Here is a 24192-nt window from a genome sequence, read left to right as displayed (position 1 = left end):
CGGCCCGCCCACTCCCGGGCGCGCGCCTCGTGCCACGGCTTCGGAGATGTTGAGACCCATGCTGCGCAATCTGAAACTGCGAACCAAGTTGCCCCTTCTGATTTTCCTCACCGTGGCGGCGACTGTCACGGGATTCCTGGCGCTTCTGGCGTTTGAAGGCTGGCGCAACGCCGAGGGCGCGGCCTATGCCCGCCTCGACACCACGCTGAATAAGGATCGGGCCTCGGTTCAGAGCTGGGTGGATACGATCCGCTCGGACCTTACGGTGAACGCAACCGAGAATACGGTGACCTCGGCGTTGCAGAAACTGGGCGGCGCCTATGGGGCAATTGACGATCCAACCGGCGAGCTTCAGAGGATCTACATCGAGGAAAACCCGCATCCGGTGGGCGAGAAACACCTTTATGACTTTGCCCGCGACGGGTCCGGCTACTCCATTGCGCACCGCAGGTATCACGGCTTCTTCCGCGCTCTGCAGCAGGCGCGCGGCTATCACGACGTGTTCCTGTTCGATGCCGAGGGCAACCTCGTTTACTCCGTCTTCAAGGAGCTGGACTTCGCCACCAACCTGATGGACGGCCCGTGGTCGGACAGCGGACTTGGCACCGCCTTCCGCGGCGCCGTGGAGCGCGCTGGGATGGAAAACCCGGTATTCTTCGTCGACTTCGCGTCATACGGCCCCTCCAACGGGGACGCCGCCGGCTTTGCGGGCATTGCGATCACCGCGCCCGATGGGGCCGTGCTGGGTGTACTCGCCGTGCAGATGCCGACCGACCAGATAACCTCGTTGCTCAGCGACAGCGCCGAGATTGAAACGCTCCTCGTGGGCCCCGACATGCTGCCGCGCAACAAGGAAGGCCAGGACGCCGCCAATCGGCTGGAGGACGAAGCGCTGCAGCTCGCCCTCGACGGGCAGAGTGGGCACATCGAGGGCGAGATCACGACCGGGGAGCAGGGGCTGTCTTCCTATGCGCCGGTGGAACTGGGCGCCTTCACCTGGGCCATCGCGGCCCAGATGTCCAACCAGACCGCCTTCGCCGGGATCAACCTGCTGCTGATGAAGGCGGCCATCGGTGGTGGTGTTCTGCTGGTGCTGGCCACGCTTGTCGGCTTCGGCCTCTCGCGCGGCATCGTCGGCCCGGTCAACGGTGTTCGGGCGGGGCTGATGGGGCTGGTGCGGGGCAACTACGATGCACCGATCGCGGGTGCGGACCGCGGGGACGAGTTGGGCGACATGTCCCGCAGCGCCGACGAGCTGCGCGAAACTCTGCTGGAGGCGCGCGCGGCCGAGACGGACAACATCTTCCGGGGCGCCGGGTTCCAGGCCAGTTCGGCGGCGATGCTGATGCTGGATTCGGACCTCTGCGTGACCTACGCGAACGCCGCCGCCGAGAGCTTCTTTGCCGACCATTCCAGCATCTTTGCAGCCGGCGGGCTGCACGATGGCAGCGTATCGCTCACCGGGCAGGGAGCCGATCGCCTCATGCCCAACCCGGAGTCGCTTCAGCGTGCGATGGCCGAGCCCGAGGCCCTGCCAACCACGCTCTACTTCCGCCTCGACGACACGCGATTTGCAATGCGCCTTGGCGCGGTGTCCGACGATCAGGGCCGGATGATCGGCACGGTGGTGGAAATTTCCAATGCGACCCGGGAGTTCATGGATCGTGCGCTGATGGTTACGATTGATCGTTTCCTCTCGACGATCAAGTTGGACCGCTCCGCCCGGATCACCGAGGTCAACGGCACGATGGCCGAGGTTCTTGGCTGTGCCACCGGAGACCTCGTTGGCCAGGGCGCGCTGGATGTATTCGCTTTCGATCCCGAGGAGGATGCCGCAAACGGGGCCGTGCTCGACCGTCTGGAACAGGGGGAGAATGTCTTTGGCCTGTTCCGTCTGCGCGGCAAGGATGGTGCGATGCACTGGCTCCAGGGCGGTTTCTCGCCCGTTCTCGATACCGATGGCCAACCGGCGATGTTCCTCTTCATGGGCTCCGATGTCACCGAGGATCGCGACAAGCTGCTCGAGGCCGAGCACGAACAACAGCGGGTGGCCCAGTCTCAGGTCCAGGTTGTCGAGTGCCTGCGCGTCGGATTGACGGCGCTTGCAGAGGGCAACCTGACCGAGGTTCTGGAGGAGGAGTTTGCCGAGGGCTACGATGAGCTCCGCCTGAACTTCAACGAGGCGGCAGGCAAGCTGCGCGAGGCCATCGCCATGGTGATGGAGAATGCGGGTGCAATTCACCGCGAAGTGGGCGAGATTGCCTCGTCCGCCGATGATCTTTCGCGCCGCACCGAGCGGCAGGCCACTACCCTCGAGCAAACCGCAGCCGCCCTTGACGAGCTCACCTCGAGCGTCCGTTCCGCCGCCCAGGGTGCGGACCGTGCCAACCAGATGGTGACGGAGGCCCGCGGCAATGCCGAGAAGGGCGGCCTGGTGGTGAGCGAGGCGGTGGCCGCGATGGGGCAGATCTCCAGCAGCTCCGACCAGATTTCCAAGATCATCACCGTGATCGAGGATATCGCCTTTCAGACCAACCTGCTGGCCCTCAACGCGGGCGTCGAGGCTGCACGGGCCGGGGAGGCCGGCCGGGGCTTCGCGGTCGTGGCTTCCGAGGTGCGGGCCCTGGCGCAACGCAGCTCGGATGCCGCGCGCGAGATTTCGGGCCTGATTTCCTCGTCGGGCGACCACGTGAAACGGGGCGTCGACCTCGTCGGCCAGACTGGCGACGCGCTGCGCGGCATCGTCAGCAGCGTGTCAGATATTGCCGGCCATGTCGCCGAGATTGCGCAGTCGGCCAAGGAGCAGTCCAGCGGGTTGGACGAGATCAACACCGCGATGAACCAGCTTGACCAGGTCACCCAGCAGAACGCGGCGATGTTTGAAGAGACCAATGCCGCAAGTCAGGCGCTTTCGAGCGAGGCGGATACGCTGAAGCTGACCGTGGGCCGCTTCAACGTCGGGCAGCCGGCGAACAGCGGTGCCCCCGCGCAGGTTGCGCCGGCCCCGGCGCAGGCCGCAGCGATGGGGCCGCACGACAAGGACCAGGCGAGCGCCCGCGCAGAAGGGGATGCCGCAGAGCGAGACACGGGTGAAGAGACCGGGGCGCCAGCCACGCCGGGCGTCGTCGCTCAGCTTCCCGCGAAGGGGCCCGAGCCGGAAGCGCGCGATGCCGTGGTGACACCGACTCCCACGTTCCGCAGCGGTCGGACCTCGCTGCCACAGGCCGATGGAAGTGCCGCCCTCGCCGTCGCCGCAGACGATGACGACTGGGAAGAGTTCTAGGGCACGGCCACCTGGTGACACCTGAGAAGGGCATTGAGCAGATGGACGAAAGGCGACGTGTGGTCATCGTCGACGATAGTGCAATCATGCGTGCCATGCTGAGCCGCCTGTTGGAGGCCGACGGTCGGTTTGACATCGTGGGCCAGGCCGGAGACCCGTTCGAAGCCCGGAACGTGATCAAGAAGACCCATCCCCACGTCGTCACGCTCGATGTCGAGATGCCGCGCATGGACGGGCTGAGCTTTCTTGAAAAAATCATCGCCCTGCGCCCGCTGCCGGTCGTCATGCTTTCATCGGGGACGGGACCGGGCAGCGACCTTGCCGTGGAGGCGCTGGCCATGGGTGCCATCGACTGCCTCGGCAAGGACGGCTTCGGCCAGCCCGAAGCCTCCTGCGAGGTTGCCGACAGGATCTTCGAGGCCTCGCTGGCGCGGGTCGAACCCCGCGCGTCCCGGCCCGTGCCCCCGGACCATTCCAGCTTTCATTGGAACGGCAAGGTCGTTCTGATCGGCTCCTCCACCGGGGGGGTCGAGGCCCTGGAGCGGGTGCTTGGCGCGATGCCGCCAAATGCGCCGCCCATTGCCGTGGTGCAGCATATGCCGCCGCAATTCATGGAGAGCCTTGCGCATCGCTTGTCCGGGCTGGTGGCGCCCCGGGTTGCCCTGGCGCGGGACGGTCTCGAAATGACACAGGGCATGGTTGTCTTTGCCCCGGGCGGGGCCCACCATCTTGAGCTTGTGCCCGGGAAAGGGCGCCGCGCGTTGCCAAGTTGTCGCCTCGTCGAAGCCCCCTTGATGAGCGGTCATCGCCCATCGGCGGATCGGCTCTTCCTGTCGGCGCGGCCGCTTGCGGCGCGCAGCCTCGCGGTGCTTCTCACCGGAATGGGGCGGGATGGGGCCGAGGGTATGCGCGCGCTGCGCGCTGCGGGTGCCCGGACCCTGGCACAAAGCCGGGAGAGCAGCACCGTTTGGGGCATGCCGCGGGTCGCCTGGGAGACCGGCGCTGCCGAGGCGCTTGTGCCGCTCGGCGACATCGGGGCGAAAGTTCTAACCTTATGTGGCCGGGAGGCGCGCGACAGATGACGAGACCGGGGGCCACACAGCATGTAGCGCAGGGCGAATTCGGGGTTTCCGGGGATCCGGAGGCGATGCTGACGACAATCCTCGGAAGCTGTGTTTCCGTGTGCCTGTGGGATGGTGAGGCGCGGCTGGGCGGCATGAACCACATCCTCTTGCCCGGCGGGGGCGGCACCGACCTCTACCAGGCGGCCGCTGGTGCGAATGCGATGGAGTTGCTGATCAACGGCATGCTCAAGGCCGGTGCCCGGCGCGACAACCTGAGCGCCAAGGTGTTTGGCGGTGCCAGGATGATCAAGGCCAGGTCGGATATCGGCGCACGGAACGGTGCATTCGTTCTCGACTTCCTCGAGCGAGAGACGATCCCGCTCGTCGGGCAGTCTCTGGGGGGAACGCAGGGTCGGCGCGTCCAGTTCTGGCCGGAAAGCGGGCGGGCGCGACAGATGTTGATCGCGAAGTTCGAAGAGCCGGTGCTGGAGGCGCCAAAACCCGCAGTGGCTGCCGACGATGCGTTGGAGCTGTTCTAGAGCCGTTCATGGCAAGAGCCTGCCGGCGAGTGAACTCCATACATGCTCGAGGCTGTAAGTTGATCCAGAGCGAACCTGCGCCGGCATGAGGCGGAGCACCCGCCCGCCGCCGGCGCTCTTCTATCGGGACCGGGGAGGGGGCGGAGCCAATCGGGCGACAAGCCCGACCGGAGAGATGCGGTTTTGGCATGTCCGGCGGTGGCACTGGGGCAAAACCTGCGCATGATTTGAGCCACAGGCAATCGCCGACCGACAAGTCTGGACGGGTGCTCGAGGTCCGGTCGTCGGCCTGCTTTGGTGCTAGCCTTGCACGTCGGTTGGGTTGGGCCGAGTTGGGCCGCACGCAGCAAGCGGGGCCATGCACAGATGGGAAGTGTCGTTCATGATGGCAAGGATCCTCCCCTAACGGGCATCATCCCGTTGGCACACCTTGCTCAGAAGAAATCCACCTCACCGCTGGGGCGCTCTTCTTCCAGGGCGGCTTCCCCGCCTTGGAGCAGGGCGATGCGGCAGCTTTCGAGGCGCAAAAGGTCGGCCAGGGCGACGATATCGATGTGGTCGTTGCGTCCGGCGGCATCCGCGGCGAGATGGGCTGCGGCGCGCAGATCGTCGAGCGTTTGGTGGATCAGGTCGAGACCCTGTAGCTCGCGCAACTGCGCTCGCGAGGGATGGCTTGCCTGGGTCAGGAAGCTTCCGAGATCATCCTGCATCTGCGAGGTTCGGGCGGCCAGACCATCGAGCGTATCGGCAAGGCGAGACAGCAAGGCCGAGATCGGCAGATCCTCTGGACGCATGTGGGGGGCAGGCGAAGCGGTCACAGGCGGCCCACCACGGCTTCCATGCAGGCATGCAGATCCTTGGGCTGAAAGGGCTTCTTGATGAAGTTGTTCATACCGAGCGCGCGGCCGGTATCGATGATCTGCTTGTCGGCCTTGCCGGTGATCAGGATGAATCCGATGCCCTTGAGCTTTGCATGGGTACGCAGCGCCTTGAGCAGGTGCAAGCCATCCATGCCCGGCATGTTGTAGTCGGAGATCACCAGGTGTGCGGGCTTCTTCTCCAGCTCGGCCAGGGCCGCGTTGCCGTCGGCGGTGTAGCGCACGTTGGTCACCCCCATGGCGTCGAGCGCCTGGAGAATCAGGCCGCGGCTGGTGGACATGTCGTCGACCACCATGACGTGAAGCTTTTCGCGGAGGGACATCGGGTTACTCCTGATGGGCGCCGTGGCGCAACGAAACGTGGGGGGAGGCGGAAGGATCGAAGGCGAAGGTCGTCTGTCCGACCTGACGGAACGGGGCATTTGCCGCAGGGTCTATTCGTTCGGAATGGCCGAGGTAGAGAACGGCCTGATCGGCGCAGACCTTTGCGAAGCGGGATATGAGCCGGTTCTGGGTCGGCTGATCGAAGTAGATCATGACGTTTCGGCAAAAGATGGCATCGAACCGTCCCTTCATCGGCCAATCGCCCATGAGGTTGAGGCGCCGCAGCGCCACCAGCGCGCGCACCTCATCCGCCACCATCACGTCGCCGCTCTCTGCCGGGCGCAGAAACCGCTCGCGCCCATTCGCCTTCAGCGGTGCGACCAAATCGGAACTGTAGGTGGCGGCACGGGCGGCGGCGAGAATCTGGTGATCGATATCGGTTGCCAGAATTCGGAGGTCATGCCGATGGGCATCCGGGAACTGCTCGAGCACCACCATCGCAAGGCTGTAGGGCTCCTGCCCGGAGGAGCAGGCCGCCGACCAGAGCCGCACCCGGTTGCCCGAGCGCGCCCGCTCGATCAGGCCGGGCAACTGCTGTTGAGCGAAGTACTCGAAGTGGTGGTTCTCGCGGAAGAAGCTGGTGACATTCGTCGTCAGCGCCGAGATCAGGTTTTCGCGCTCTTCCGCGGCGTCGGGCCCCTGGATCAGAGCGATGTAGTCATCGACGCTGGACAGCCCGAGCGCACGGAGCCGCTTGCCCAGGCGCGAGAAGACCATGGCCGATTTCTCGGGCACGATGTTCAGCCCCGCGGCTTCGCGCGCCATGCGGGAGATCGCGTCAAACTGGGCGCGTTTCTCGGGCGACATCGGCTCGGGCGCCGGGGCGGCGGGAAGGGTCGACACGACCCTGGCGGATATGTGTTGGGCTGTGCTCACGCGGCCTCTGCATCAATGTTGGGAAGCACGGCGGCGAGATCGAGCACGCGCAGCATGCGTTCCTCGTGGATCGTGAGCGCACGGACGCATTTGAGCGAGCCATCAGCGGACATATCGGGCGGGGCTTGCAGCTCGGATTCGGAGACTGCGAAAATGTCGGAGACCGCGTCCACCAGCAGGCCGACGGTGTTTTCGCCGGATTGGACGACAACGATCACGTTGCGCTCGTTCTTTTCGCCAGCGGGGATGCTCAGGCGCTTGGCGAGGTCGATAATGGGCAGCACGGTGCCACGCAGGTTGATCACACCGCGCACGTAGGGCGGGGCATGGGGCAGGGGGGTTGCCTCTGTCCAGCTGCGGATCTCGCGCACCGAGATGATGTCGATCGAATATTCCTGGGCGCCGACGTGGAAGCTGAGCAGCTCCTGCCGGGTTGGGTCTTGTGCGTTGTCGTCGGTGTTTGTCATGGGATTATCCTGCAAGATCGAAGGTTTGCATGGTCCGCGAGCTGCCGGCCGAGGCGATCAGATCGGCCGGGTCGAGGATGAGGGCGATGCGCCCGTTGCCGAGGATGGTGGCCGCGGCGATGCCGGGCACCCGCCCGTAGCTCTCCTGGAGCCCCTTGATGACGACCTGGCGCTGCTCGACGATGCGGTCGACCACCAGGGCGGAGCGTGTATTGTCTTCCATGGCGATGAGCAGAACGGAGCTGCCCTCGTAGCTGTCCAGCGGTGTGCGGAAGCCGAGCTGCACGGCCATGTCGAGGATCGGCACGAACTCTTCGCGGATGCGCACCAGCTGCGTGCCGGCGCCCAACTGCTCCATGTCGCTGGCCTGCAGCGTGAGCGTTTCGGAAATGGAGCCGAGCGGCACCACGAGAATTTCGCCGCCCGCCTCCACGACCATGCCGTCGAGCACGGCCAGGGTCAGGGGGAGGGAAATTGAGAAGGTGGTCCCGACGCCGGGCTCGGAGGTGATGGTGACACGCCCCCCGAGCGCCTGGATCGAGCTGCGCACCACGTCCATTCCGACGCCACGACCGGAGAGATCCGACACTTCCTTGGCGGTGGAAAAGCCGGGGAGGAACAACAGGTTGTCGATTTCCTGGTCCGACATCGGCACGCCGGGTGCGATGAGTCCCTTTTCCTCGGCCTTGGCCTTCACCGCCTCGCGGTTGATGCCGCCACCGTCATCCTTGATTTCCAGCACGACGCGGCCCGACTTGTGCGCGGCGGAGAGTGTGACGACGCCATCCGCGGGCTTGCCGGCGGCGATGCGCCCTTCGGTGGTTTCCAGCCCGTGGTCGACCGCGTTGCGCACCATGTGGGTGAGCGGATCGGCCAGCCGCTCGATCACCGTCTTGTCGATTTCGGTCTGCTCGCCGTCGGTGATGAAGCGCACGGACTTGCCCACCATGGCGGAGCTTTCGCGCACGATCCGGGACATCCGCTGGAACAGGGATTTGACCGGCTGGGCGCGGATCATCATCACGCTTTCCTGGATGTCGCGGGTGAGTTGAAGGAACTCTTCCAGCCCCGAGGCGACGGTGGAGTTTGCCGGGATACCGGCCTCGGCCACGCTTTGGCTCAGCATGGCCTGGTTGATGACGAGCTCGCCGACAAGGTTGACCAGCCGTTCGATACGGTCGAGATCGACGCGCACGGTGGCCTTCGCGCCGCTGGCGGCCTGCTTGCCCTCCTTTGCGGGTGTCGCGGCGGGTTTTGCCTCAGGCGCCTGCGCGCGCGCGGCGGGAGGTTCGGGGGCAGGTGCCACTGGCTCGGGCTCCGGGTCTGGCTCGGACTCCTCGGCAGCCGCGCTCGCGGGACTGTCGGCGTCATCGACGGTGCCGGGAATGACGATGCTGTCGAGGTCGGGCAGGCCTGCGGCGGGGCTGCCGCTGACTTCGATCGAAAGTTCGCAGAGCCCGTCGACGAATTCGAAGACTTCCGAGACCTCCTCCTTTCGGGCGGTGGTGGTGATCTGGACGTCCCAGCCGATGGCGCCCTCTTCAGGCACGAGATCGGCGAGGGCAGGCAGGCGGGAGAGATCGCAGGTTGTCTGGATCTCACCGAAATCCCGCAAGGCCGCCAGCATGTGGCGCGGCTCGTTGCCGGAGGAGAAGAGCTCGGCGGCGGGGTGAAACCGGACGTGGACGCCCGGCGGCGCCTCTCCGGCGGCCTCGTCGTCGCCCTCCGCATCAAGCGGATCGAGGGACAGGGTCATTGGCGCGAAGTCGATCTCTTCCTCGGCTTCTTCCTCCTCGATCCGGCCGCCGACGAGAGCTTCCAGATCGCTCAATACGGCCTCGGTAGTGGATTGATCGAGCGTTTCGCCGTCGCGGGAGGCGCGGACGATGTCATAGAGCACGTCGGCGCCACGGAAGAAGAGCGCAATCGTGTCGCGCGTGGGCTCGAGGCGGCCATTGCGGATTTCATCCATCACGGTTTCGAACCGGTGGGCGAAGCGCACCAGTTCTTCCAGCCCGAAGGCCCCGGCACCGCCCTTGATGGAGTGCACGGCGCGGAAACAGACGTTGATCGTTTCGGAGTCGGTATCGCCGTCGTCCATCGCGGTGAGCCCGTCCTGCAGACTTTCCAGCAGTTCTTCGCACTCGATGAAGAAGCTGGCGCGGATTTCGGCCATCGGGTCGTTGGACATCAGGCGGCTCCCTTTCCGGCGACCATGTTGATGGCGCGCACGAGTTTGACCGGGTCGAAGGGCTTCACGATCCAGCCGCTGGCGCCGGAGGTGCGGGCGCGGGCTTTCAACTCATCGGCGCTTTCGGTGGAGAGCACGAGGATGGGCACGGCGCGGTGCTCGTCCTTGGCGCGCACCGCGTCGATGAAGCCGAAGCCATCCATCCGGGGCATGTTGATATCGGTGATGATCGCGTCGGGCGGGGTGCCGTCATCGACCATGTCTTCGAGCACCTCGAGCCCGTGCAGCCCGTCTTCGGCGACCTGGGGCTCGAACCCGGCCTGAGCCAGGGCGAGTTTGAGCATGTCGCGGATGGTGCGGCTGTCATCCACCGCAAGAATATTGAGGCTCATTCGGCGAGCTCCTTGCTGCAAAGGTCCTGAGGTGTGAGGCCGAAGATTGCGAGTTGCGCCTCGCAGGCCTCGCTCATCCCTTCCACCGAGAGGTCCGTGTTCGCTTCGCGCCAGCTTTTCGCGGCGGCGAGCAGCACTTGCAGCCCGGGCGTGCCAAGGCTTTCGCAGGCGCTGGCATCGAGCACGAGCGGCTTGCCCGCGTGTTCGAGCACCGCCTCGCGCAGCGGGGCCGCGGCGGGCAGATCGAGCCGCTCGGGCAGGGAGAGGCGCAGGCTGGCATCGCTCATCGGGCTGGCTCCTTCAAATGCGGGGCGAAGGGCGAAAGCATGGGACGACTCCTTCATCCGGTCGGTTGGATGAGGCAGGGATGCCCGAGAGTTCTTAAGATTGACTTACGCCGAGTGAGGAAATCGCACGCCGCGGCGAGGATTCTTCAACCGCGGTGTCGCCGTGGAAGGATCAGCCGGTGCGACGCTCGTGGAGGTGGCTGGCGCAGCCGATCAGCGGCGCGTGGTCATCGCGCACCAGCGTCACCGGGAAATCTTCCATGAAACCGCCGAAACGGCCCTTGTCGCGGAAGCCTTCGGCAAAGGCGCCGCCGTTCAGCAGCCCTGCCAGCCCCACGGCCACGCCGCCGACGAGGTAGACGCCGCCGAAGGGCAGGTGCTCCAGCGCGAGGTTGCCGGACACGGTGCCGAGAAACCGCAGGAAGGTTTGCACCGCCGCAACGGCCTGGGGGCTCTGGCCGGCTTCGGCGGCGGCGATGATCTCGCTGCCGCGCAGCTCGGGCGCTGCCCCGGTTTCGGCGCAGTGCCAGCGATAGACATTTTCCAGCCCGCGCCCCGACAGCACCTCTTCGACGGCGGGAAAGCCGTGGCTGTCATCCACGTAATGCGACAGGCGCAGGTCGGCCTCGGTGCGGATCGGCAGGTTGACATGCCCGCTTTCGGAAGGGGGCACAAAGCGCCCCGTGGCTGTGCTGTGCACGGGCACGGCATTGAAGCCGGTGCCGACGTTGACGACAAGACGTGTGGCCTCCGGCGAAAGGGGTGTGGCCGTGGTGATGACCGGCAAGAGCCCCTCGGGTGCGATCCGGCCCACGGCATGGCCGGGGGCTTGCAGATCGTTCAGCAGCGCCACCTCCGCGCAGCCAGCGGCCCGGGCGATGGTGGGGATGTCCAGCGTCCAGTCGATATTGGTCAGCTCGGCCACCCCATCGACCACCGGCCCGGCGGCGGCGACGCAGGCGCCCGAGATCACCGGCGCCCCAACCTGCGGCAGGTAGGCGGACACGACGGCCTCGAAATTGGCATGATCGGCGTTGCGAAAGCGCTTGATGCTGGATGCGTCCAGCTCCGGCCCCTGGGCGAGGGCGAGGCGGGTGTTGGTGCCGCCGATATCGGCGATCAGGGCGGTTTGGGTCATCCGTTGGTCCTCAGCGCGGCCTTCAGGGCCTCATAGGAGGCTTTGGGGGTGCGCTGCAAGCTGTCGTAATCCACATGCACCAGCCCGAAGCGCGGCCCGTAGCCCAGCGACCACTCGAAGTTGTCGAGCAGCGACCAGATGTAATAGCCCTTCACCGGCACCCCCGCATCGAGCGCATGGCGCACCGCGCCAAGATGGGCGTCGAGGTAGGCGATGCGAACCTCATCCGGCTCACCCGGCGTATCATCCCACGCCATGCCGTTCTCGGTGACGTAGAGCGGCAGATCGCCGGTGTAATTGGAGGCGGTGTCGGTGAGAAAGTGGAAGAGACCCTCGGGGTAGATCTCCCAGCCCACCTGCGTCTTCGGCAGGTCGCCGGCGCCTTCGGTGCAATGCGGCCAGGGCTGATCGGGGGCGGGGGAGATGAGCTTTCGGGTATAATAGTTGAGGCCGCACCAATCGAGCGGGGCGGTGATGGTGGCGAAATCGTCCTGCCAGCCCTCAGGCATGTGCGGGCCAAGGCCCTCCAGCACATCCTCGGGATACTCGCCCTTGAAGATGCCGGAGCGGAACCAGCGGTTGTAGATGCCGTCGTAGCGGCGGGCGGCGAGGGCGGCTTCGGGGGTATCGTCAGCAGCTTGGGCATACTCGAAGTTGAACACGGCACCGAGATTGCCCATGCCGAGGCTGCGCATGGCGGCAATCGCCTCGCCATGGGCGAGGCAGACGTGATGCATGGCCCGCGCGGTGGCGCGGATGTCACGGAGGCCGGGCGCGTGGAGGCCCATGAAATGGGAGAGCCAGCCAACGCACCAAGGTTCGTTGATCGGGGCGGCGGACCAGATGCGATCACCCAGGGTGCTCATGATGGTGTAGGCGTAGTCTGCGAACCACTTGGCGATGTCGCGGTTGCGCCAGCCGCCCTTGTCGAGCAGGGCCGAGGGCAGCTCCCAATGATAGAGTGTGGCGGCGGGCTTCAACCCGCGCTCCAGCATGCCGTCCACCAGCCGGTCGTAGAAGCCGACGCCCTCGGGGTTGGCGGGGCCGACGCCATCGGGCATCACGCGGGCCCAGGAGAGGCTGAAGCGATAAACATCGATCCCGGCTTGCGCAATCAGATCAAGGTCTTGCGGCCACATGTTGAAGTGGTCACAGGCGCGGGCGCCGTTCTCGGCCCCCACCACGTTGCCGGGGGTGGCGGCAAAGTCATCCCATTGCGTGCGCCCGGCGCCGCCCTGGGCATGGCCTTCGATCTGATAGGCCGAGGTGGCGGTGCCGAAGAGGAAGCCTTCGGGGAAGTCGGCGCGGGTGTGGCGGAGCATGGCGGTGTCCTATCGGGGGGCGGGGCCGGTGGAAGTGCCGATGGTGAGATCGGCCTCGAGGATGTGCTGCTTCGGCCCGGTCTCGGGCGCGTCGATCAGGCCAAGCAGCATTTCGGCCGCGATCCGGCCCGCCTCACGCACGGAGCTTCGGGTGGCCGTGAAAACAGGGACTTCGCCGCCGTTCTTGAAGTATCCGAGATCATCGTCATGGGTGATGATCGACACGTCCCGACCCATGGTGAGGCCCCTGTCTTCCACCGCGCGGCGCACGCCGAGGGCGGTGATCAGCGAGGAGGCGAGAATGGCGGTAGGCGGATTTGGCCGGGCGAGCATGTCGGCGGTGGCTTCGTATCCGTAGCTCTCGGTCATCTCTTCGGACCTGTGATACGCGGGGCGGAACGCAAGCCCGCGGGCGGACAGCGCGGCTTCGAAGCCCTCGCGGCGGCGCATGGCGAAATCCATGTGCTCCAACCCGTTCAGCAGGGCGATGCGGCTGTGGCCAAGGTCGGCGAGGTGCAGCGTGGCGCGTTCGAAGGCGCGGCGGTTGTTGACGTCGACCCAGGAATAATCGTGGTCGTCCACCGGCGCACGGCCATGCACCACGAAGGGCAGGCCGACCTCCTTGAGCAGGGCGATGCGCGGATCGTCCCGGCGCGGGCCGTGGATGACGATGCCATCGACGGAATTGCGCTGGGCCATGGAGCGATAGGCGGTATCTTCGGCATCGTCGGGGACGACGGTGAGCATCATGTCATACCCCGCACGGGCGTAGATTTCGGCGGCGCCGCCGATGAAGTCACCGAAGACGGGGTTCAGCATCTCGTGGTTGGTGCTGATCGGGATGACGTGGCCGATGGCCATGGCGCGGCCCGTTGCCAGGCTCTTTGCGCGGGTGTTGGGGCGGTAGTTATGCTGCGTTGCGGCAGCAAGCACGCGCTTGCGGGTGCTCTCGGCCACCTCCGGATAGCCGTTGAGTGCCCGGCTGACGGTGGTTTGGCTCAGGCCCAGATTCGCGGCGAGTTGCTTGAGGTTCATGAGCGCGGGGCCTTTCAAAGCGCTTTTAACTTTTGACCAGATTAGCGCCTGTAATTGCTGGCGTCAAAGAGTTGCCTTCCGGCTGTGCTTATGCTGCGGCTGCGAAATTCCCCTTGAAAACAAAAGCCATGCGGCGGGGCTCGGTTGACGTGCGTCATGCAATCAGTCATGCTGCAATTATCCAAAGCGCTTTGAGATGCCGAGTCGGATCGGTGCGGAGAATGAGGGCGTGGGCAAAATGACGGCGCGAACCAGAGGGTGGCGCCACAACCGGGAGGATAGATTCATGAGACATTCCATCAAGACGAGCTGCGCCGTGCTGGCGCTGATGAGCGGACCGGCGCTGGCCGAGCAGATCACGGTGGCCGGGCCGTGGATTGGTGCGGACGAGGAGCATGTGCAGGCGGTGCTGCAGGCCTTCGCCGAGCAGAGCGGCCATGACGTGCGCTACAGCGGCTCCGACAGCTTCGAGCAGCAGATCGTGATCGACGCCGAGGCGGGCTCGGCCCCCAATGTGGCCGTCTTCCCGCAGCCCGGCCTCGCCGCCGTCATGGCGCAGCGCGGTTTCCTCACGCCCCTTGCGGACGGGACCGAGGATTGGGTGAAGGAAAACTACGCCGCGGGGCAGAGCTGGGTCGACCTTGGCACCTATGCCGGGCCGGATGGCAGCGACGCGCTCTATGGCTTTTTCTACAAGGTCGATGTGAAAAGCCTGGTCTGGTACATCCCGGAGAACTTCGAGGACGCGGGTTACGAGGTGCCCGAGACGCTGGAGGAGCTGAAGGCGCTTTCGGCGCAGATCGTCGAGGATGGCGAGACGCCCTGGTGCATCGGGCTTGGCTCGGGTGGCGCCACGGGCTGGCCGGCTACCGACTGGGTGGAAGACATGATGCTGCGCACCCAGCCGGCGGATGTCTACGACAAGTGGGTGAGCAACGAGATCCCCTTCACCGACCCTGCGGTGGTAGGCGCGATCGAGGCCTTTGGCGAGTTTGCCCTGAACGATGACTGGGTGTCTGGCGGCACCGGCGCGGTGGCCACCACCGACTTCCGCGAAAGCCCCAAGGGCCTCTTCGATGCGCCGCCGGCCTGTTACATGCACAAGCAGGCGAGCTTCATCCCCAGCTTCTTCCCTGAAGGCTCCGTGGTGGGCGAGGATGTGGACTTCTTCTACTTCCCCGCCTCGGGTGAGGGAGACCTGGGCCAGCCGGTGCTGGGCGCGGGCACGGTCTGGGCGATCACCAACGACAGCCCCGCCGCGCATGAGCTGATCGAGTTTCTGAAGACGCCGGAAGCGCATGAGATCTGGATGGCGCGCAAGGGCTTCCTGACCCCGCACACCGGTGTGAACCTCGATGCCTTCGGTGATCCGACCCTGCGCAAGATGAACGACATCCTGCTCGGCGCCACCACCTTCCGCTTCGATGCCTCCGACCTGATGCCGGGTGCCGTCGGCGCGGGCAGCTTCTGGACCGGGATGGTCGATTACGTGGGCGGCAAGGATGTGGGCACTGTCACGAGCGAGATCCAGCAGAGCTGGGACGCGGCGAAGTAAGCTGACAGGCAAGGTGGGCAGATTGCCCACCCTACGGGTCGCCGCAGATGGCGGCCCGACACCGGCAACCGGGGAGGGGCGCCATGCATCCGGCATTTCTGGGACTGATTACCATTATCCTCGGGGTGGGGGGCTGTATCGGCTACTTCTGGGCCTCGAACTTCTTTCTCGACAAGGTGCTGTTTCCGCCGCGCGGGCCCGATGCCGGGCGCAACATCAATCGCGCCAACATGATCCGACCCTGGCTGTTTCTGGCCCCTGCCGTCTTCGCGCTTGGTCTCTACCTGGCCTATCCGGTGGTGGAGACGCTGCGGCTGTCGCTGACCAACAGGGTGCCGGGCGGCGGCTATGAGTGGGCCGGGCTGGAGAATTACACCCAGATGGCGGGCGATCCGAAGTTTCGTGAGGCGCTGTTCAACAACATCCTCTGGCTGATCGTGGTGCCCGCACTCTCGACCGTCTTCGGCCTGCTGGCCGCCCAGCTGACTGACCGGATCAAATGGGGCGCGGTCGCCAAGTCGATCATCTTCATGCCAATGGCGATCAGCTTCGTCGGCGCGGCGGTGATCTGGAAGCTGGTCTATGACTACCGCGCGGCGGGCGAAGAGCAGATCGGCGTGCTGAACGCCATCGTCGTGAGCCTTGGCGGTGAGCCGACGGCCTGGCTGACGGTGCCGTTCTGGAACAACTTCTTCCTGATGGCGGTGCTGATCTGGATCCAGACCGGCTTTGCCATGGTGATCCTCTCCGCCGCCCTGCGGGGCATCCCCGAAGAGACGGTAGAGGCGGCGATTGTGGACGGGGCCAACCCCTTCCAGATCTTCTTCAAGATCAAAGTGCCGCAGATCATGGGCACCATCGTCGTGGTCTGGACCACGATCACCATCGTGGTGCTGAAGATCTTCGACATCGTCTTTGCCATGACCAACGGGCAATGGGAGACGCAGGTGCTGGCCAACTACATGTATGACAAGCTGTTCCGCGCCAACGACTGGGGCGTGGGCTCGGCCAGCGCCATGGTCATCATGTTGCTGGTGACGCCGATCCTTGTCTGGAACGTCTATAACGCCCGGAAGGAGATGCGGTGATGGCCCTCGACCGGATGGGAGAAGATCATGGATAATATCGCAGGCAAGAAGTCTTCGCTGAGCTGGGCCGTGAATATCTCGGTCGTGGCGCTGGTGTTGCTGTGGATCTTCCCCACGGTGGGGCTCTTCGTTTCGTCCTTCCGCACCGCGGACCAGATCAGCGCGACGGGGTGGTGGAAGGCGCTGTTTCCGACTGAACAGGTGGTGCAGCTGCGCACCGGCGACCCGGATGATCTGCGCGTGGCCGATGGCGATGGCTTCATTGTCACCGGCAATCTCTTTGGTGAGGAGGGGGGCAGCTTGAGCGCCTATGGTGTGTCGTCGCGCGATGTCGGCGCCTTTGCGCCGGGCGAAACAGCGGACATGGGCGATGGCGAGAGCATGACCGTGGAGGAAGACGGCAGCTATACCTGGCGCGGCAACGGTGAGCAGATCAGCGGGCGGGGGCAGCGCGTGTTCGTCACCACCACCACGCCGCCGGAGTTTACCACGGCCAACTACGAGCGTGTGCTGTTTTCGGGCGACCGGACGGACAGCATGGCCAAGGCCTTCTTCAACACGCTGACGGTGACCATCCCGGCGACGATCATCCCCATCCTCATTGCCGCCTTCGCGGCCTATGCGCTGGCCTGGATGGATTTTCCGGGCCGCGCGCTGCTGATCGCGGCCATCGTGGCGCTTTTGGTGGTGCCGTTGCAGCTGGCGCTCATTCCGCTGTTGAAGCTGCATAACGAGATCGGCATCGGGAAGGGCTACCTGGGGGTGTGGTTGGCGCATACCGGCTTCGGGCTGCCGTTGGCGATCTACCTGTTGCGCAACTACATGGTGGGCCTGCCGCGAGACATCATCGAGAATGCCAAGGTGGACGGGGCGACGGACTTTCAGATCTTCACCAAGATCGTCCTGCCTCTCAGCTTTCCGGCGCTGGCCAGTTTTGCCATCTTCCAGTTTCTCTGGACGTGGAATGACCTCTTGGTCGCGCTGGTCTTCCTGATCGACAGCTCGGGCGACACCACGGTGATGACCCGGCAGATCGTCGAGCTTCTCGGCACGCGGGGCGGCAACTGGGAGATCCTGGCCACGGCGGCCTTTGTCTCCATCTCGGTGCCGCTCCTCGTCTTCTTCGCAATGCAAAGGTTCCTCGTGCGCGGCCTGCTGGCCGGTTCGGTGAAGTAAACGGATATGAACATGAAAGCGAGTATCAAGGGCGCAATTCAGGCACGGGCGGCCAATCCCGACTGGTGGCGGGGGGCGGTGATTTACCAGGTCTACCCGCGCAGCTATCAGGACAGCACGGGCGACGGGGTGGGAGACCTTGCGGGCATCACCCAGCGGCTCGATCACATTGCCTCGCTCGGGGTGGATGGCGTCTGGATCAGCCCGTTCTTCAAGAGCCCGATGAAGGACTTCGGCTACGACGTGAGCGACTATCGCGACGTGGACCCGATGTTCGGCAGCCTTGCGGATTTCGACGCGCTGGTTGCGCGGGCGCATGAGCTGGGGCTGAAGGTGCTGATCGATCTGGTTCTCAGCCACACCTCCGACCAGCACCCGTGGTTCGTGGAGAGCCGCGCCCACCGGCAGAACCCGAAAGCGGACTGGTATGTCTGGGCCGAGGCAAAGCCGGATGGCACCCCGCCCAACAACTGGCTGTCGATCTTTGGCGGCAGCGCCTGGCAGTGGGATGGCGGGCGGATGCAGTACTACCTGCACAACTTCCTCACCAGCCAGCCCGACCTCAACTTCCATTGCCCGGAGGTGCAGGACGAGCTGCTGGGGGTGGCCGAGTTCTGGCTTGAGCGCGGGGTGGATGGCTTCCGGCTGGATACGATCAACTTCTATGTCCATGACAAGCAGCTGCGGGACAACCCGCCGCTGGACCCGGCCTTGCGCAACGATCACATCGCGCCGGCGGTGAACCCCTATAACTGGCAGGATCACATCTACTCGAAGAACCAGCCGGAGAACCTTGAATTTCTTGAGAGACTCCGCGCGGTGATGAAGCCCTACGGCGCCGCTGCTGTGGGCGAAGTGGGCGACGCGCAGCGGGGCCTCGAAATTCTGGGGGAATACACCCGGGGCGAGGACCGGATGCAGATGTGCTACGCCTTCGAGCTGCTGTCGAAGAACCTTCCGACGGCGGCCTATATCGCGGAAACCATGCACAAGATGGAAGAGGTGGCCGCCGAGGGCTGGGCCTGCTGGGCGTTCTCCAACCACGATGTGCCCCGCCACATGAGCCGCTGGCACCTGAGCGATGCGGCGGCGCGGGCCTATGTGGTGCTGATGATGTGCCTGCGGGGTTCGGCCTGCCTGTATCAGGGCGAAGAGCTGGGCCTTCCCGAGGCCGATGTGGCCTTCGAAGACCTGCAAGACCCTTACGGCATCCAGTTCTGGCCCGAGTTCAAGGGCCGCGACGGCTGCCGCACCCCGATGGTTTGGGATGGCGGCGTGCATGGCGGCTTTTCGCACGGCAATGCCGCGCGGCCCTGGTTGCCGGTGGCGCCCGAGCACCTGCCCAAGTCGGTGGCCGAGCAGGAGGGGGACCCGGATTCGATGCTGGAACACTACCGCCGCGCCGTGGCGCTGCGGAAGGCGCATGAGGTGCTGGCGCGTGGCGCGCAGCAGATCGAGGCCGAGGGCGATCTGCTTGTGATCCGCCGGACGCTGGAAGGCCGGGAGGTGCTGGCGCTCTTCCATCTCGGCGAGGGCGAAGTGGTGCGTGACATTGACGAGGGCTGGAGCGCGCTGGATGAGGCGCGCGCGCTGGGGGCCGTTGCCCCTGGCGAAGGCCGGGTGACGCTGGGGCCATGGGGCTTTGCCCTCATGGGCCGCTGAGAGAACACGAGGGAGGAGACCGCCATGGCGGAGCTGAAACTGACCGATGTGGCCAAGACCTATGGCGGCACCGTCGATGTCTTGAAGAACATCAATCTCGACATCGAGACCGGCGAGCTGATCGTCTTCGTCGGGCCCTCGGGCTGCGGCAAATCCACCTTGCTGCGGATGATCGCCGGGCTGGAGAAGATCACCGGCGGGACGCTGGAGATCGACGGGCAGGTGGTGAACGATGTGCCGCCCTCCGAGCGGGGCATCGCCATGGTGTTCCAGAGTTACGCGCTCTACCCGCATATGACGGTGCGCGAGAACATGAGCTTTGCGCTCAAGCTGGCAAAGAAGAGCCAGGCCGAGATCGACGCGGCGGTGGATGCGGCGGCGCAGAAGCTGCAACTGACGGAATATCTCGACCGGCTCCCGAAGGCGCTTTCGGGTGGGCAGCGGCAGCGGGTGGCGATTGGGCGCAGCATCGTGCGTGACCCGAAGGTCTACCTCTTCGACGAGCCGCTCTCCAACCTCGACGCCGCCCTGCGTGTGGCGACCCGGATCGAGATCGCCCAGCTCAAGGAGCAGATGCCCGAGAGCACGATGATCTACGTCACCCACGACCAGGTGGAGGCGATGACGCTGGCCAGCCGTATCGTGGTGCTCGCAAACAAGGGGATTGCTCAGGTGGGCACCCCGCTGGACCTTTACGAGCGGCCCGAGAACGAGTTTGTGGCGCAATTCATCGGCTCGCCCGCGATGAACCTCCTGGCCGGGGTCATCGTGGAAACGGGCGAGCGCACCGGCGTCACCGTGGGCGACGGCGGCGGCATGATCTGGTCGGACGTGCCCAGCACGGAGGCTGACATGAACCGCGAGGTGAATGTGGGCATTCGTCCCGAAGACATGGTGCCGACCGAGGATGAGAACTACGCCTTCGAAGGCAAGGTGGATATCACCGAGGCGCTGGGGGAGGTGACGCAGCTCTACTTCGCCGCGCCGAAGATGGACGAGGACACCGATACGGTGATCGCCAAACTGCCCGGCGTGGTCCGCGACATCCGCGGCAAGACCGTGCGGCTGACGGCGGCGCCGGAAAAGGTGCACCTCTTCGCGCAGGGGCGGTCGCTGCTTTATCGGTGAGGCCGGGGTGCCGGGGCACGTCCCGGCTTGGGTGGTGTCGCCCGTCCTGTGTCGAGCGTACCTGACGCTGCTGAGCGATCAGGCGTCAGACTGGCCGCGCGTCTCGGTTTCTTCAACTCCCGCGTGTGCCCGTTCGGTGCTTTTGCCATTGTCATTTCACGCCGGCCTCCGTTATGGTCGATCCACGGACGGTCCGGGGGATGTACCCCGAGATGGTCCGGAGCGATTTCCCTGGCAGGGACGGGCCTACAGCGAGCGCCTCGCGCCGCCGCCGCACGTCCGCCAGAGTTAACCGGCCCCGAAAGCACTGACTTGACGGGCCAAATGGCCCGGCCCGCAGCACGCAGGCCATGCCCCCCAAACGGGCGCGACCGCCACATGGCCGGGACGCGTCGGAGACAAACCGCGATGCAACGCGTGAGGATAGAAGACGAGGCAAGGGAAGCTGCATCAGCACGCGTCCTGCCCCGCATGTCCCGCGCATTCGCCCTATCCAGACACGGCCATTCTCATCTCAGCCCGCCAGGGCGAGGGCGAGCTTCGCCGTGCAACGAGTTTATATGGCTAAGAAAATGCTTATCGACGCCACCCACGCCGAGGAGACTCGCGTGGTTGTGGTCGACGGAAACAAGGTCGAGGAGTTCGACTTTGAAACTGTCAACAAACGCCAGCTAGCCGGCAATATCTACCTTGCAAAAGTGACCCGCGTGGAGCCCTCGCTCCAGGCGGCTTTCGTGGATTATGGCGGCAACCGCCACGGATTCCTCGCGTTCAGCGAAATTCACCCCGATTACTACCAGATCCCGGTGGCCGACCGTCAGGCGCTGCTGGAGGAAGAGCGGGCCTATGCCGAGGCGCAGGCCGCCGAGGATGAGGCCCCCAAGAAGCCCCGCCGCCGCCGCTCGCGCTCCAAGAAGACCGAGAGCAGTGATGCCGTGGCCACCAAGGAGGTGGATGGCTCGATTGGTGGGATGGATGTTGTCGACCTCGGCGAGGAAGATGAGACCGACACGCTGGTGAGCGAGGCAGACGCGGCGAAGGCCGGTGAGACCGCTGCCGACGACGGTGCGGAAGAGGCGAAGGCCGATGAGGCGACGCCGGAAGCCGCGCCCGAAGCGCAGAATGCTGACAAAAGCTCTGACGACAGTTCCGATGACGGGGCCGACGATGATGACGGCTCCGACGAGGGCGACGAGGAAGAGACCTCGGCGGCCGACAAGGACACAGACATCGAGTCGGTTGCCGACGAGGATGTGCAGGAAGAGATCCGACAGCCCCGCAAGCCCCGCCCGCGCCGCTACAAGATCCAGGAAGTGGTGAAGGTGCGCCAGATCATGCTGGTGCAGGTCGTCAAGGAAGAGCGCGGCAACAAGGGCGCGGCGCTGACCACCTATCTCAGCCTCGCGGGCCGTTACTGCGTGCTGATGCCGAACACCGCCCGGGGCGGCGGCATCTCTCGCAAGATCACCAACGCCGCCGACCGCAAGAAGCTGAAGGAGATCGCGCAGGAGATCGAGGTGCCGCAGGGCGCCGGGCTGATCGTGCGCACCGCCGGGGCCAAGCGCACCAAGACCGAGATCAAGCGCGACTACGAATACCTCAAGCGCCTGTGGGAGCAGATCCGCGAGCTGACGCTGAAGAGCACCGCCCCCGCGCCGATCTACGAAGAGGGCAACCTGATCAAGCGCACCATCCGCGACCTCTATTCCAAGGAGATCGACGAGGTGTGGGTGGAAGGCGAGACCGGCTATCGCACCGCCAAGGACTTCATGAAGATGATCATGCCGTCCCACGCCAAGAACGTGAAGCTTTACAACGATGGCGTTCCGCTCTTCGCACGCTACCAGGTGGAAAATTACCTTGCGGCGATGTTCAACCCGACCGTGCAGCTCAAGTCGGGCGGTTATATCGTGATCGGCGTGACCGAGGCGCTGGTGGCGATTGACGTCAACTCCGGCCGGGCCACCAAGGAAGGTTCGATCGAGGAGACCGCGCTGAAGACCAACCTGGAGGCCGCCGAAGAGGTGGCACGCCAGCTGCGCCTGCGTGACCTTGCGGGCCTCATCGTGATCGACTTCATCGACATGGATGAGCGGCGCAACAACAACGCCGTGGAAAAGCGCTTCAAGGACAAGCTGAAGACCGACCGCGCCCGCATTCAGGTGGGCCGGATCAGCGGTTTCGGCCTGATGGAAATGAGCCGCCAGCGCCTGCGCCCCGGCATGCTGGAGGCCTCCACCCAGCCGTGCCCCTCGTGCCATGGCACTGGCCTGCTGCGCTCGGATGACAGCATCGGCCTCGCCATCCTGCGTCAGATCGAGGAAGAGGGCACCCGCCGCAAGTGCCGCGAGGTGCTGCTGAAAGCGCCGGTGGGGATCGTCAACTTCCTGATGAACCAGAAGCGCGAGCACATCGCCCAGATCGAGGCGCGTTACGGCCTTTCGGTCCGGCTCGAGGCGGATGCGCATATGATCTCGCCCGATTTCACCCTGGAGAAGCTGAAGACGGCCACCCGCTCCATCGCCGAGGTTACGGCCCCGGTGATCTCGATCGACACCACCGATTTGCCGGAGATCGACGAGGAAGAAGAAGAGCAGGCCCAGGCGCAGCCCGAGGCGAGCGAGGCCGAGGAGGGCGAGGACAAGCCCAAGCGCAAGCGCCGCAGGCGTCGGCGCCGTCGCGGTGGCGGCACTGGCGACGAAAATGGTTCGGAAACGCAGAGCGATGCCCAGTCCGAGGGCAACACTTCTGGTGACGCCCAGGCCGAGGCCGATGGCTCCGCCAAGGCTGCCGAAGGCGAGGCCCCGAAAGAGGCCGCCGAGGCCGAAGAGGGCGCAAGCGAGGAGAAGCCCAAGCGCACCCGTCGTCGCCGTTCGCGCAAGAAGGCCGATGAGGGCGAGGCTCCGGCGGAGGCAAAGGCCGAGGGAGACGCGGGCAAGGCCGAAGAGCCGGCACCTGAAACGGCGCCTGCCGAACAGGTGCCTGACGAAGCGCCCGTGGCCGAAGAAAAGCCAAAGCGCCGGCGGACGCGGAAGAAAGCCCCCGCAGCCGATCAGGCCCCGGCGGAGGCTGCGGCAGAGGAAATGGTAGCGGCAGAAAGCGCCGAGGCCGCGACGGAGGAGGCTGCTCAACCCGCGCCCGAGCCTGAAGTGGCTGCCGCGCCCGAGGTTGAGGCCGAGGCCGAGCCTGCCGCCGAGCCGGTGCTGGAAACCGCCGAGGCCGAAGCCCCGGACGAGCCCGCGAAGCCGAAACGGAAAGGCTGGTGGTCTCTCGGGCGCTGAGCCCTCTGGGACTGGAGATCAAAGAGGGGCGTGCCTTGACGGGCGCGCTCCTTTTTTGTTGCGCCTACGTCTTCTGGATAAGCCAGGTTATGCCGGTGGCGCTCTCTTCTTGAGAGAGAAGCCCATGGCCCGACTCGGTGCAGAAATGCGGCATGTCGATCAGGGCCGCCGGATCGTCCGTTTCCACCCGCAGCACTTCGCCCGGCGCCAGCGCCTGCAAGCGCTTGGCGGTTTTCAGCACCGGGAGCGGGCAGAGCAGGCCGGTGGCGTCGAGGTGCGCGTGGTGGGTCATGGGGCAGGGGTAGCCCATGCCGACGGGTTGGGAAAGGGGCGCTGCGCGGCCTGCGCGAGAGGCCCTGCCGCCGGGGGTGGGCCTCCCGGCGGCTTGGGCACGCGGTTGCGGGGCGCACCCCCACACCCAACAACACTCAGTGGGGGGCCAGCCC

20 protein-coding genes are annotated in these 24192 nt (G+C 65.5%); 9 read left to right on the top strand and 11 right to left on the bottom strand.

All coding sequences use genetic code 11. The annotated features are described in order from the left end of the window. Nucleotides 1–88: 88 nt before the first annotated feature. The 3 genes from DYI42_RS24260 to DYI42_RS10765 are packed head-to-tail and all read left to right on the top strand — an operon-like array spanning nucleotide 89 to nucleotide 4886. Nucleotides 89–3283: a methyl-accepting chemotaxis protein gene (locus DYI42_RS24260; protein WP_244867838.1), complete on the top strand. Its 3195-nt coding sequence runs from the start codon at nucleotides 89–91 to the stop codon at nucleotides 3281–3283. 41 nt (nucleotides 3284–3324) lie between these two features. Continuing rightward, entirely contained in the window at nucleotides 3325–4365 is a 1041-nt protein-coding gene (gene cheB, locus DYI42_RS10770) for a chemotaxis-specific protein-glutamate methyltransferase CheB (protein ID WP_213545944.1), read from the top strand. Continuing rightward, a complete protein-coding gene (locus DYI42_RS10765; protein WP_213545943.1) occupies nucleotides 4362–4886 on the top strand; it encodes a chemotaxis protein CheD in 525 nt (174 codons plus the stop codon). Before cheB ends, DYI42_RS10765 begins: the two co-directional genes overlap by 4 nt. Nucleotides 4887–5320: 434 nt before the next feature. Here the strand turns inward: DYI42_RS10765 and DYI42_RS10760 are convergent, their stop codons facing one another. The 10 genes from DYI42_RS10760 to DYI42_RS10715 form a co-directional block, all read right to left on the bottom strand. Further along, nucleotides 5321–5596 carry a hypothetical protein gene (locus tag DYI42_RS10760; protein WP_213545942.1) on the bottom strand — a complete coding sequence of 92 codons (276 nt, stop codon included), beginning with the start codon at nucleotides 5594–5596 and terminating at the stop codon, nucleotides 5321–5323. Nucleotides 5597–5700: 104 nt separating this feature from the next. After that, the gene (locus DYI42_RS10755) at nucleotides 5701–6087 is read right to left on the bottom strand and encodes a response regulator (RefSeq protein WP_213545941.1); all 387 of its coding nucleotides are present in this window, start codon (nucleotides 6085–6087) and stop codon (nucleotides 5701–5703) included. A gap of 4 nt (nucleotides 6088–6091) precedes the next feature. Further along, nucleotides 6092–6991, bottom strand: coding sequence for a CheR family methyltransferase (locus DYI42_RS10750; RefSeq protein ID WP_213545940.1), 900 nt, complete (start codon nucleotides 6989–6991; stop codon nucleotides 6092–6094). Between the two features lie 29 nt (nucleotides 6992–7020). Further along, on the bottom strand, nucleotides 7021–7491 hold the full coding sequence (locus DYI42_RS10745; RefSeq protein ID WP_213545939.1) for a chemotaxis protein CheW: 471 nt from the start codon (nucleotides 7489–7491) through the stop codon (nucleotides 7021–7023). 4 nt (nucleotides 7492–7495) lie between these two features. After that, complete coding sequence (locus DYI42_RS10740) at nucleotides 7496–9682, bottom strand: chemotaxis protein CheA (RefSeq protein WP_244867836.1); 2187 nt, start codon at nucleotides 9680–9682, stop codon at nucleotides 7496–7498. Further along, nucleotides 9682–10074, bottom strand: coding sequence for a response regulator (locus tag DYI42_RS10735; protein WP_213545938.1), 393 nt, complete (start codon nucleotides 10072–10074; stop codon nucleotides 9682–9684). Before DYI42_RS10735 ends, DYI42_RS10740 begins: the two co-directional genes overlap by 1 nt. Continuing rightward, nucleotides 10071–10361, bottom strand: coding sequence for an STAS domain-containing protein (locus DYI42_RS10730; protein ID WP_213545937.1), 291 nt, complete (start codon nucleotides 10359–10361; stop codon nucleotides 10071–10073). The genes DYI42_RS10735 and DYI42_RS10730 overlap by 4 nt, the downstream gene beginning before the upstream one ends. A 172-nt stretch (nucleotides 10362–10533) precedes the next feature. Then, a complete protein-coding gene (locus DYI42_RS10725; RefSeq protein WP_213545936.1) occupies nucleotides 10534–11499 on the bottom strand; it encodes a glucokinase in 966 nt (321 codons plus the stop codon). Next, complete coding sequence (locus tag DYI42_RS10720; protein WP_213545935.1) at nucleotides 11496–12821, bottom strand: GH1 family beta-glucosidase; 1326 nt, start codon at nucleotides 12819–12821, stop codon at nucleotides 11496–11498. The genes DYI42_RS10725 and DYI42_RS10720 overlap by 4 nt, the downstream gene beginning before the upstream one ends. A 9-nt stretch (nucleotides 12822–12830) precedes the next feature. Next, nucleotides 12831–13856 carry a LacI family DNA-binding transcriptional regulator gene (locus tag DYI42_RS10715; protein WP_213545934.1) on the bottom strand — a complete coding sequence of 342 codons (1026 nt, stop codon included), beginning with the start codon at nucleotides 13854–13856 and terminating at the stop codon, nucleotides 12831–12833. 286 nt (nucleotides 13857–14142) lie between these two features. Here DYI42_RS10715 and DYI42_RS10710 point away from each other — a divergent pair, with 286 nt between their 5' ends. The 6 genes from DYI42_RS10710 to DYI42_RS10685 all read left to right on the top strand — a co-directional run bounded on the left by DYI42_RS10710 (nucleotide 14143) and on the right by DYI42_RS10685 (nucleotide 23746). Then, nucleotides 14143–15411: an ABC transporter substrate-binding protein gene (locus tag DYI42_RS10710; protein ID WP_213545933.1), complete on the top strand. Its 1269-nt coding sequence runs from the start codon at nucleotides 14143–14145 to the stop codon at nucleotides 15409–15411. A gap of 83 nt (nucleotides 15412–15494) precedes the next feature. Then, nucleotides 15495–16499, top strand: coding sequence for a carbohydrate ABC transporter permease (locus DYI42_RS10705; protein ID WP_213545932.1), 1005 nt, complete (start codon nucleotides 15495–15497; stop codon nucleotides 16497–16499). Between the two features lie 27 nt (nucleotides 16500–16526). Continuing rightward, entirely contained in the window at nucleotides 16527–17675 is a 1149-nt protein-coding gene (locus DYI42_RS10700; protein WP_213545931.1) for a carbohydrate ABC transporter permease, read from the top strand. 6 nt (nucleotides 17676–17681) lie between these two features. Beyond that, nucleotides 17682–19337 (top strand): alpha-amylase family glycosyl hydrolase, encoded by a 1656-nt coding sequence (locus tag DYI42_RS10695; RefSeq protein ID WP_440870638.1) that lies wholly within the window; start codon nucleotides 17682–17684, stop codon nucleotides 19335–19337. Nucleotides 19338–19361: 24 nt separating this feature from the next. Further along, complete coding sequence (locus tag DYI42_RS10690; protein ID WP_213545929.1) at nucleotides 19362–20465, top strand: ABC transporter ATP-binding protein; 1104 nt, start codon at nucleotides 19362–19364, stop codon at nucleotides 20463–20465. Between the two features lie 560 nt (nucleotides 20466–21025). Continuing rightward, nucleotides 21026–23746, top strand: a complete 2721-nt coding sequence (locus tag DYI42_RS10685) for an Rne/Rng family ribonuclease (protein WP_213545928.1) — start codon at nucleotides 21026–21028, stop codon at nucleotides 23744–23746. Between the two features lie 64 nt (nucleotides 23747–23810). Here the strand turns inward: DYI42_RS10685 and DYI42_RS10680 are convergent, their stop codons facing one another. Further along, the gene (locus tag DYI42_RS10680; protein ID WP_213545927.1) at nucleotides 23811–24038 is read right to left on the bottom strand and encodes a sulfurtransferase TusA family protein; all 228 of its coding nucleotides are present in this window, start codon (nucleotides 24036–24038) and stop codon (nucleotides 23811–23813) included. Nucleotides 24039–24192 lie beyond the last annotated feature (154 nt).

The organism is Vannielia litorea, assembly GCF_018424695.1.
Taxonomy (GTDB): domain Bacteria; phylum Pseudomonadota; class Alphaproteobacteria; order Rhodobacterales; family Rhodobacteraceae; genus Vannielia; species Vannielia litorea_A.
This window is presented reverse-complemented; position numbering and strand designations above follow the sequence as displayed.

Excerpts from the sequence above, each read along its gene's own strand:
- DYI42_RS10685 (WP_213545928.1), top strand. The coding sequence starts at position 21,026 with ATGGCTAAGAAAATGCTTATCGACGCCACCCACGCCGAGGAGACTCGC.
- DYI42_RS10705 (WP_213545932.1), top strand. The coding sequence starts at position 15,495 with ATGCATCCGGCATTTCTGGGACTGATTACCATTATCCTCGGGGTGGGG.
- DYI42_RS10740 (WP_244867836.1), bottom strand. The coding sequence starts at position 9,682 with ATGTCCAACGACCCGATGGCCGAAATCCGCGCCAGCTTCTTCATCGAG.
- DYI42_RS10700 (WP_213545931.1), top strand. The coding sequence starts at position 16,527 with ATGGATAATATCGCAGGCAAGAAGTCTTCGCTGAGCTGGGCCGTGAAT.
- DYI42_RS10695 (WP_440870638.1), top strand. The coding sequence starts at position 17,682 with ATGAACATGAAAGCGAGTATCAAGGGCGCAATTCAGGCACGGGCGGCC.
- DYI42_RS10765 (WP_213545943.1), top strand. The coding sequence starts at position 4,362 with ATGACGAGACCGGGGGCCACACAGCATGTAGCGCAGGGCGAATTCGGG.
- DYI42_RS10725 (WP_213545936.1), bottom strand. The coding sequence starts at position 11,499 with ATGACCCAAACCGCCCTGATCGCCGATATCGGCGGCACCAACACCCGC.
- cheB (WP_213545944.1), top strand. The coding sequence starts at position 3,325 with ATGGACGAAAGGCGACGTGTGGTCATCGTCGACGATAGTGCAATCATG.
- DYI42_RS10735 (WP_213545938.1), bottom strand. The coding sequence starts at position 10,074 with ATGAGCCTCAATATTCTTGCGGTGGATGACAGCCGCACCATCCGCGAC.
- DYI42_RS10715 (WP_213545934.1), bottom strand. The coding sequence starts at position 13,856 with ATGAACCTCAAGCAACTCGCCGCGAATCTGGGCCTGAGCCAAACCACC.
- DYI42_RS10720 (WP_213545935.1), bottom strand. The coding sequence starts at position 12,821 with ATGCTCCGCCACACCCGCGCCGACTTCCCCGAAGGCTTCCTCTTCGGC.
- DYI42_RS10730 (WP_213545937.1), bottom strand. The coding sequence starts at position 10,361 with ATGAGCGATGCCAGCCTGCGCCTCTCCCTGCCCGAGCGGCTCGATCTG.
- DYI42_RS10745 (WP_213545939.1), bottom strand. The coding sequence starts at position 7,491 with ATGACAAACACCGACGACAACGCACAAGACCCAACCCGGCAGGAGCTG.
- DYI42_RS10710 (WP_213545933.1), top strand. The coding sequence starts at position 14,143 with ATGAGACATTCCATCAAGACGAGCTGCGCCGTGCTGGCGCTGATGAGC.
- DYI42_RS10755 (WP_213545941.1), bottom strand. The coding sequence starts at position 6,087 with ATGTCCCTCCGCGAAAAGCTTCACGTCATGGTGGTCGACGACATGTCC.
- DYI42_RS10760 (WP_213545942.1), bottom strand. The coding sequence starts at position 5,596 with ATGCAGGATGATCTCGGAAGCTTCCTGACCCAGGCAAGCCATCCCTCG.
- DYI42_RS10690 (WP_213545929.1), top strand. The coding sequence starts at position 19,362 with ATGGCGGAGCTGAAACTGACCGATGTGGCCAAGACCTATGGCGGCACC.
- DYI42_RS10680 (WP_213545927.1), bottom strand. The coding sequence starts at position 24,038 with ATGACCCACCACGCGCACCTCGACGCCACCGGCCTGCTCTGCCCGCTC.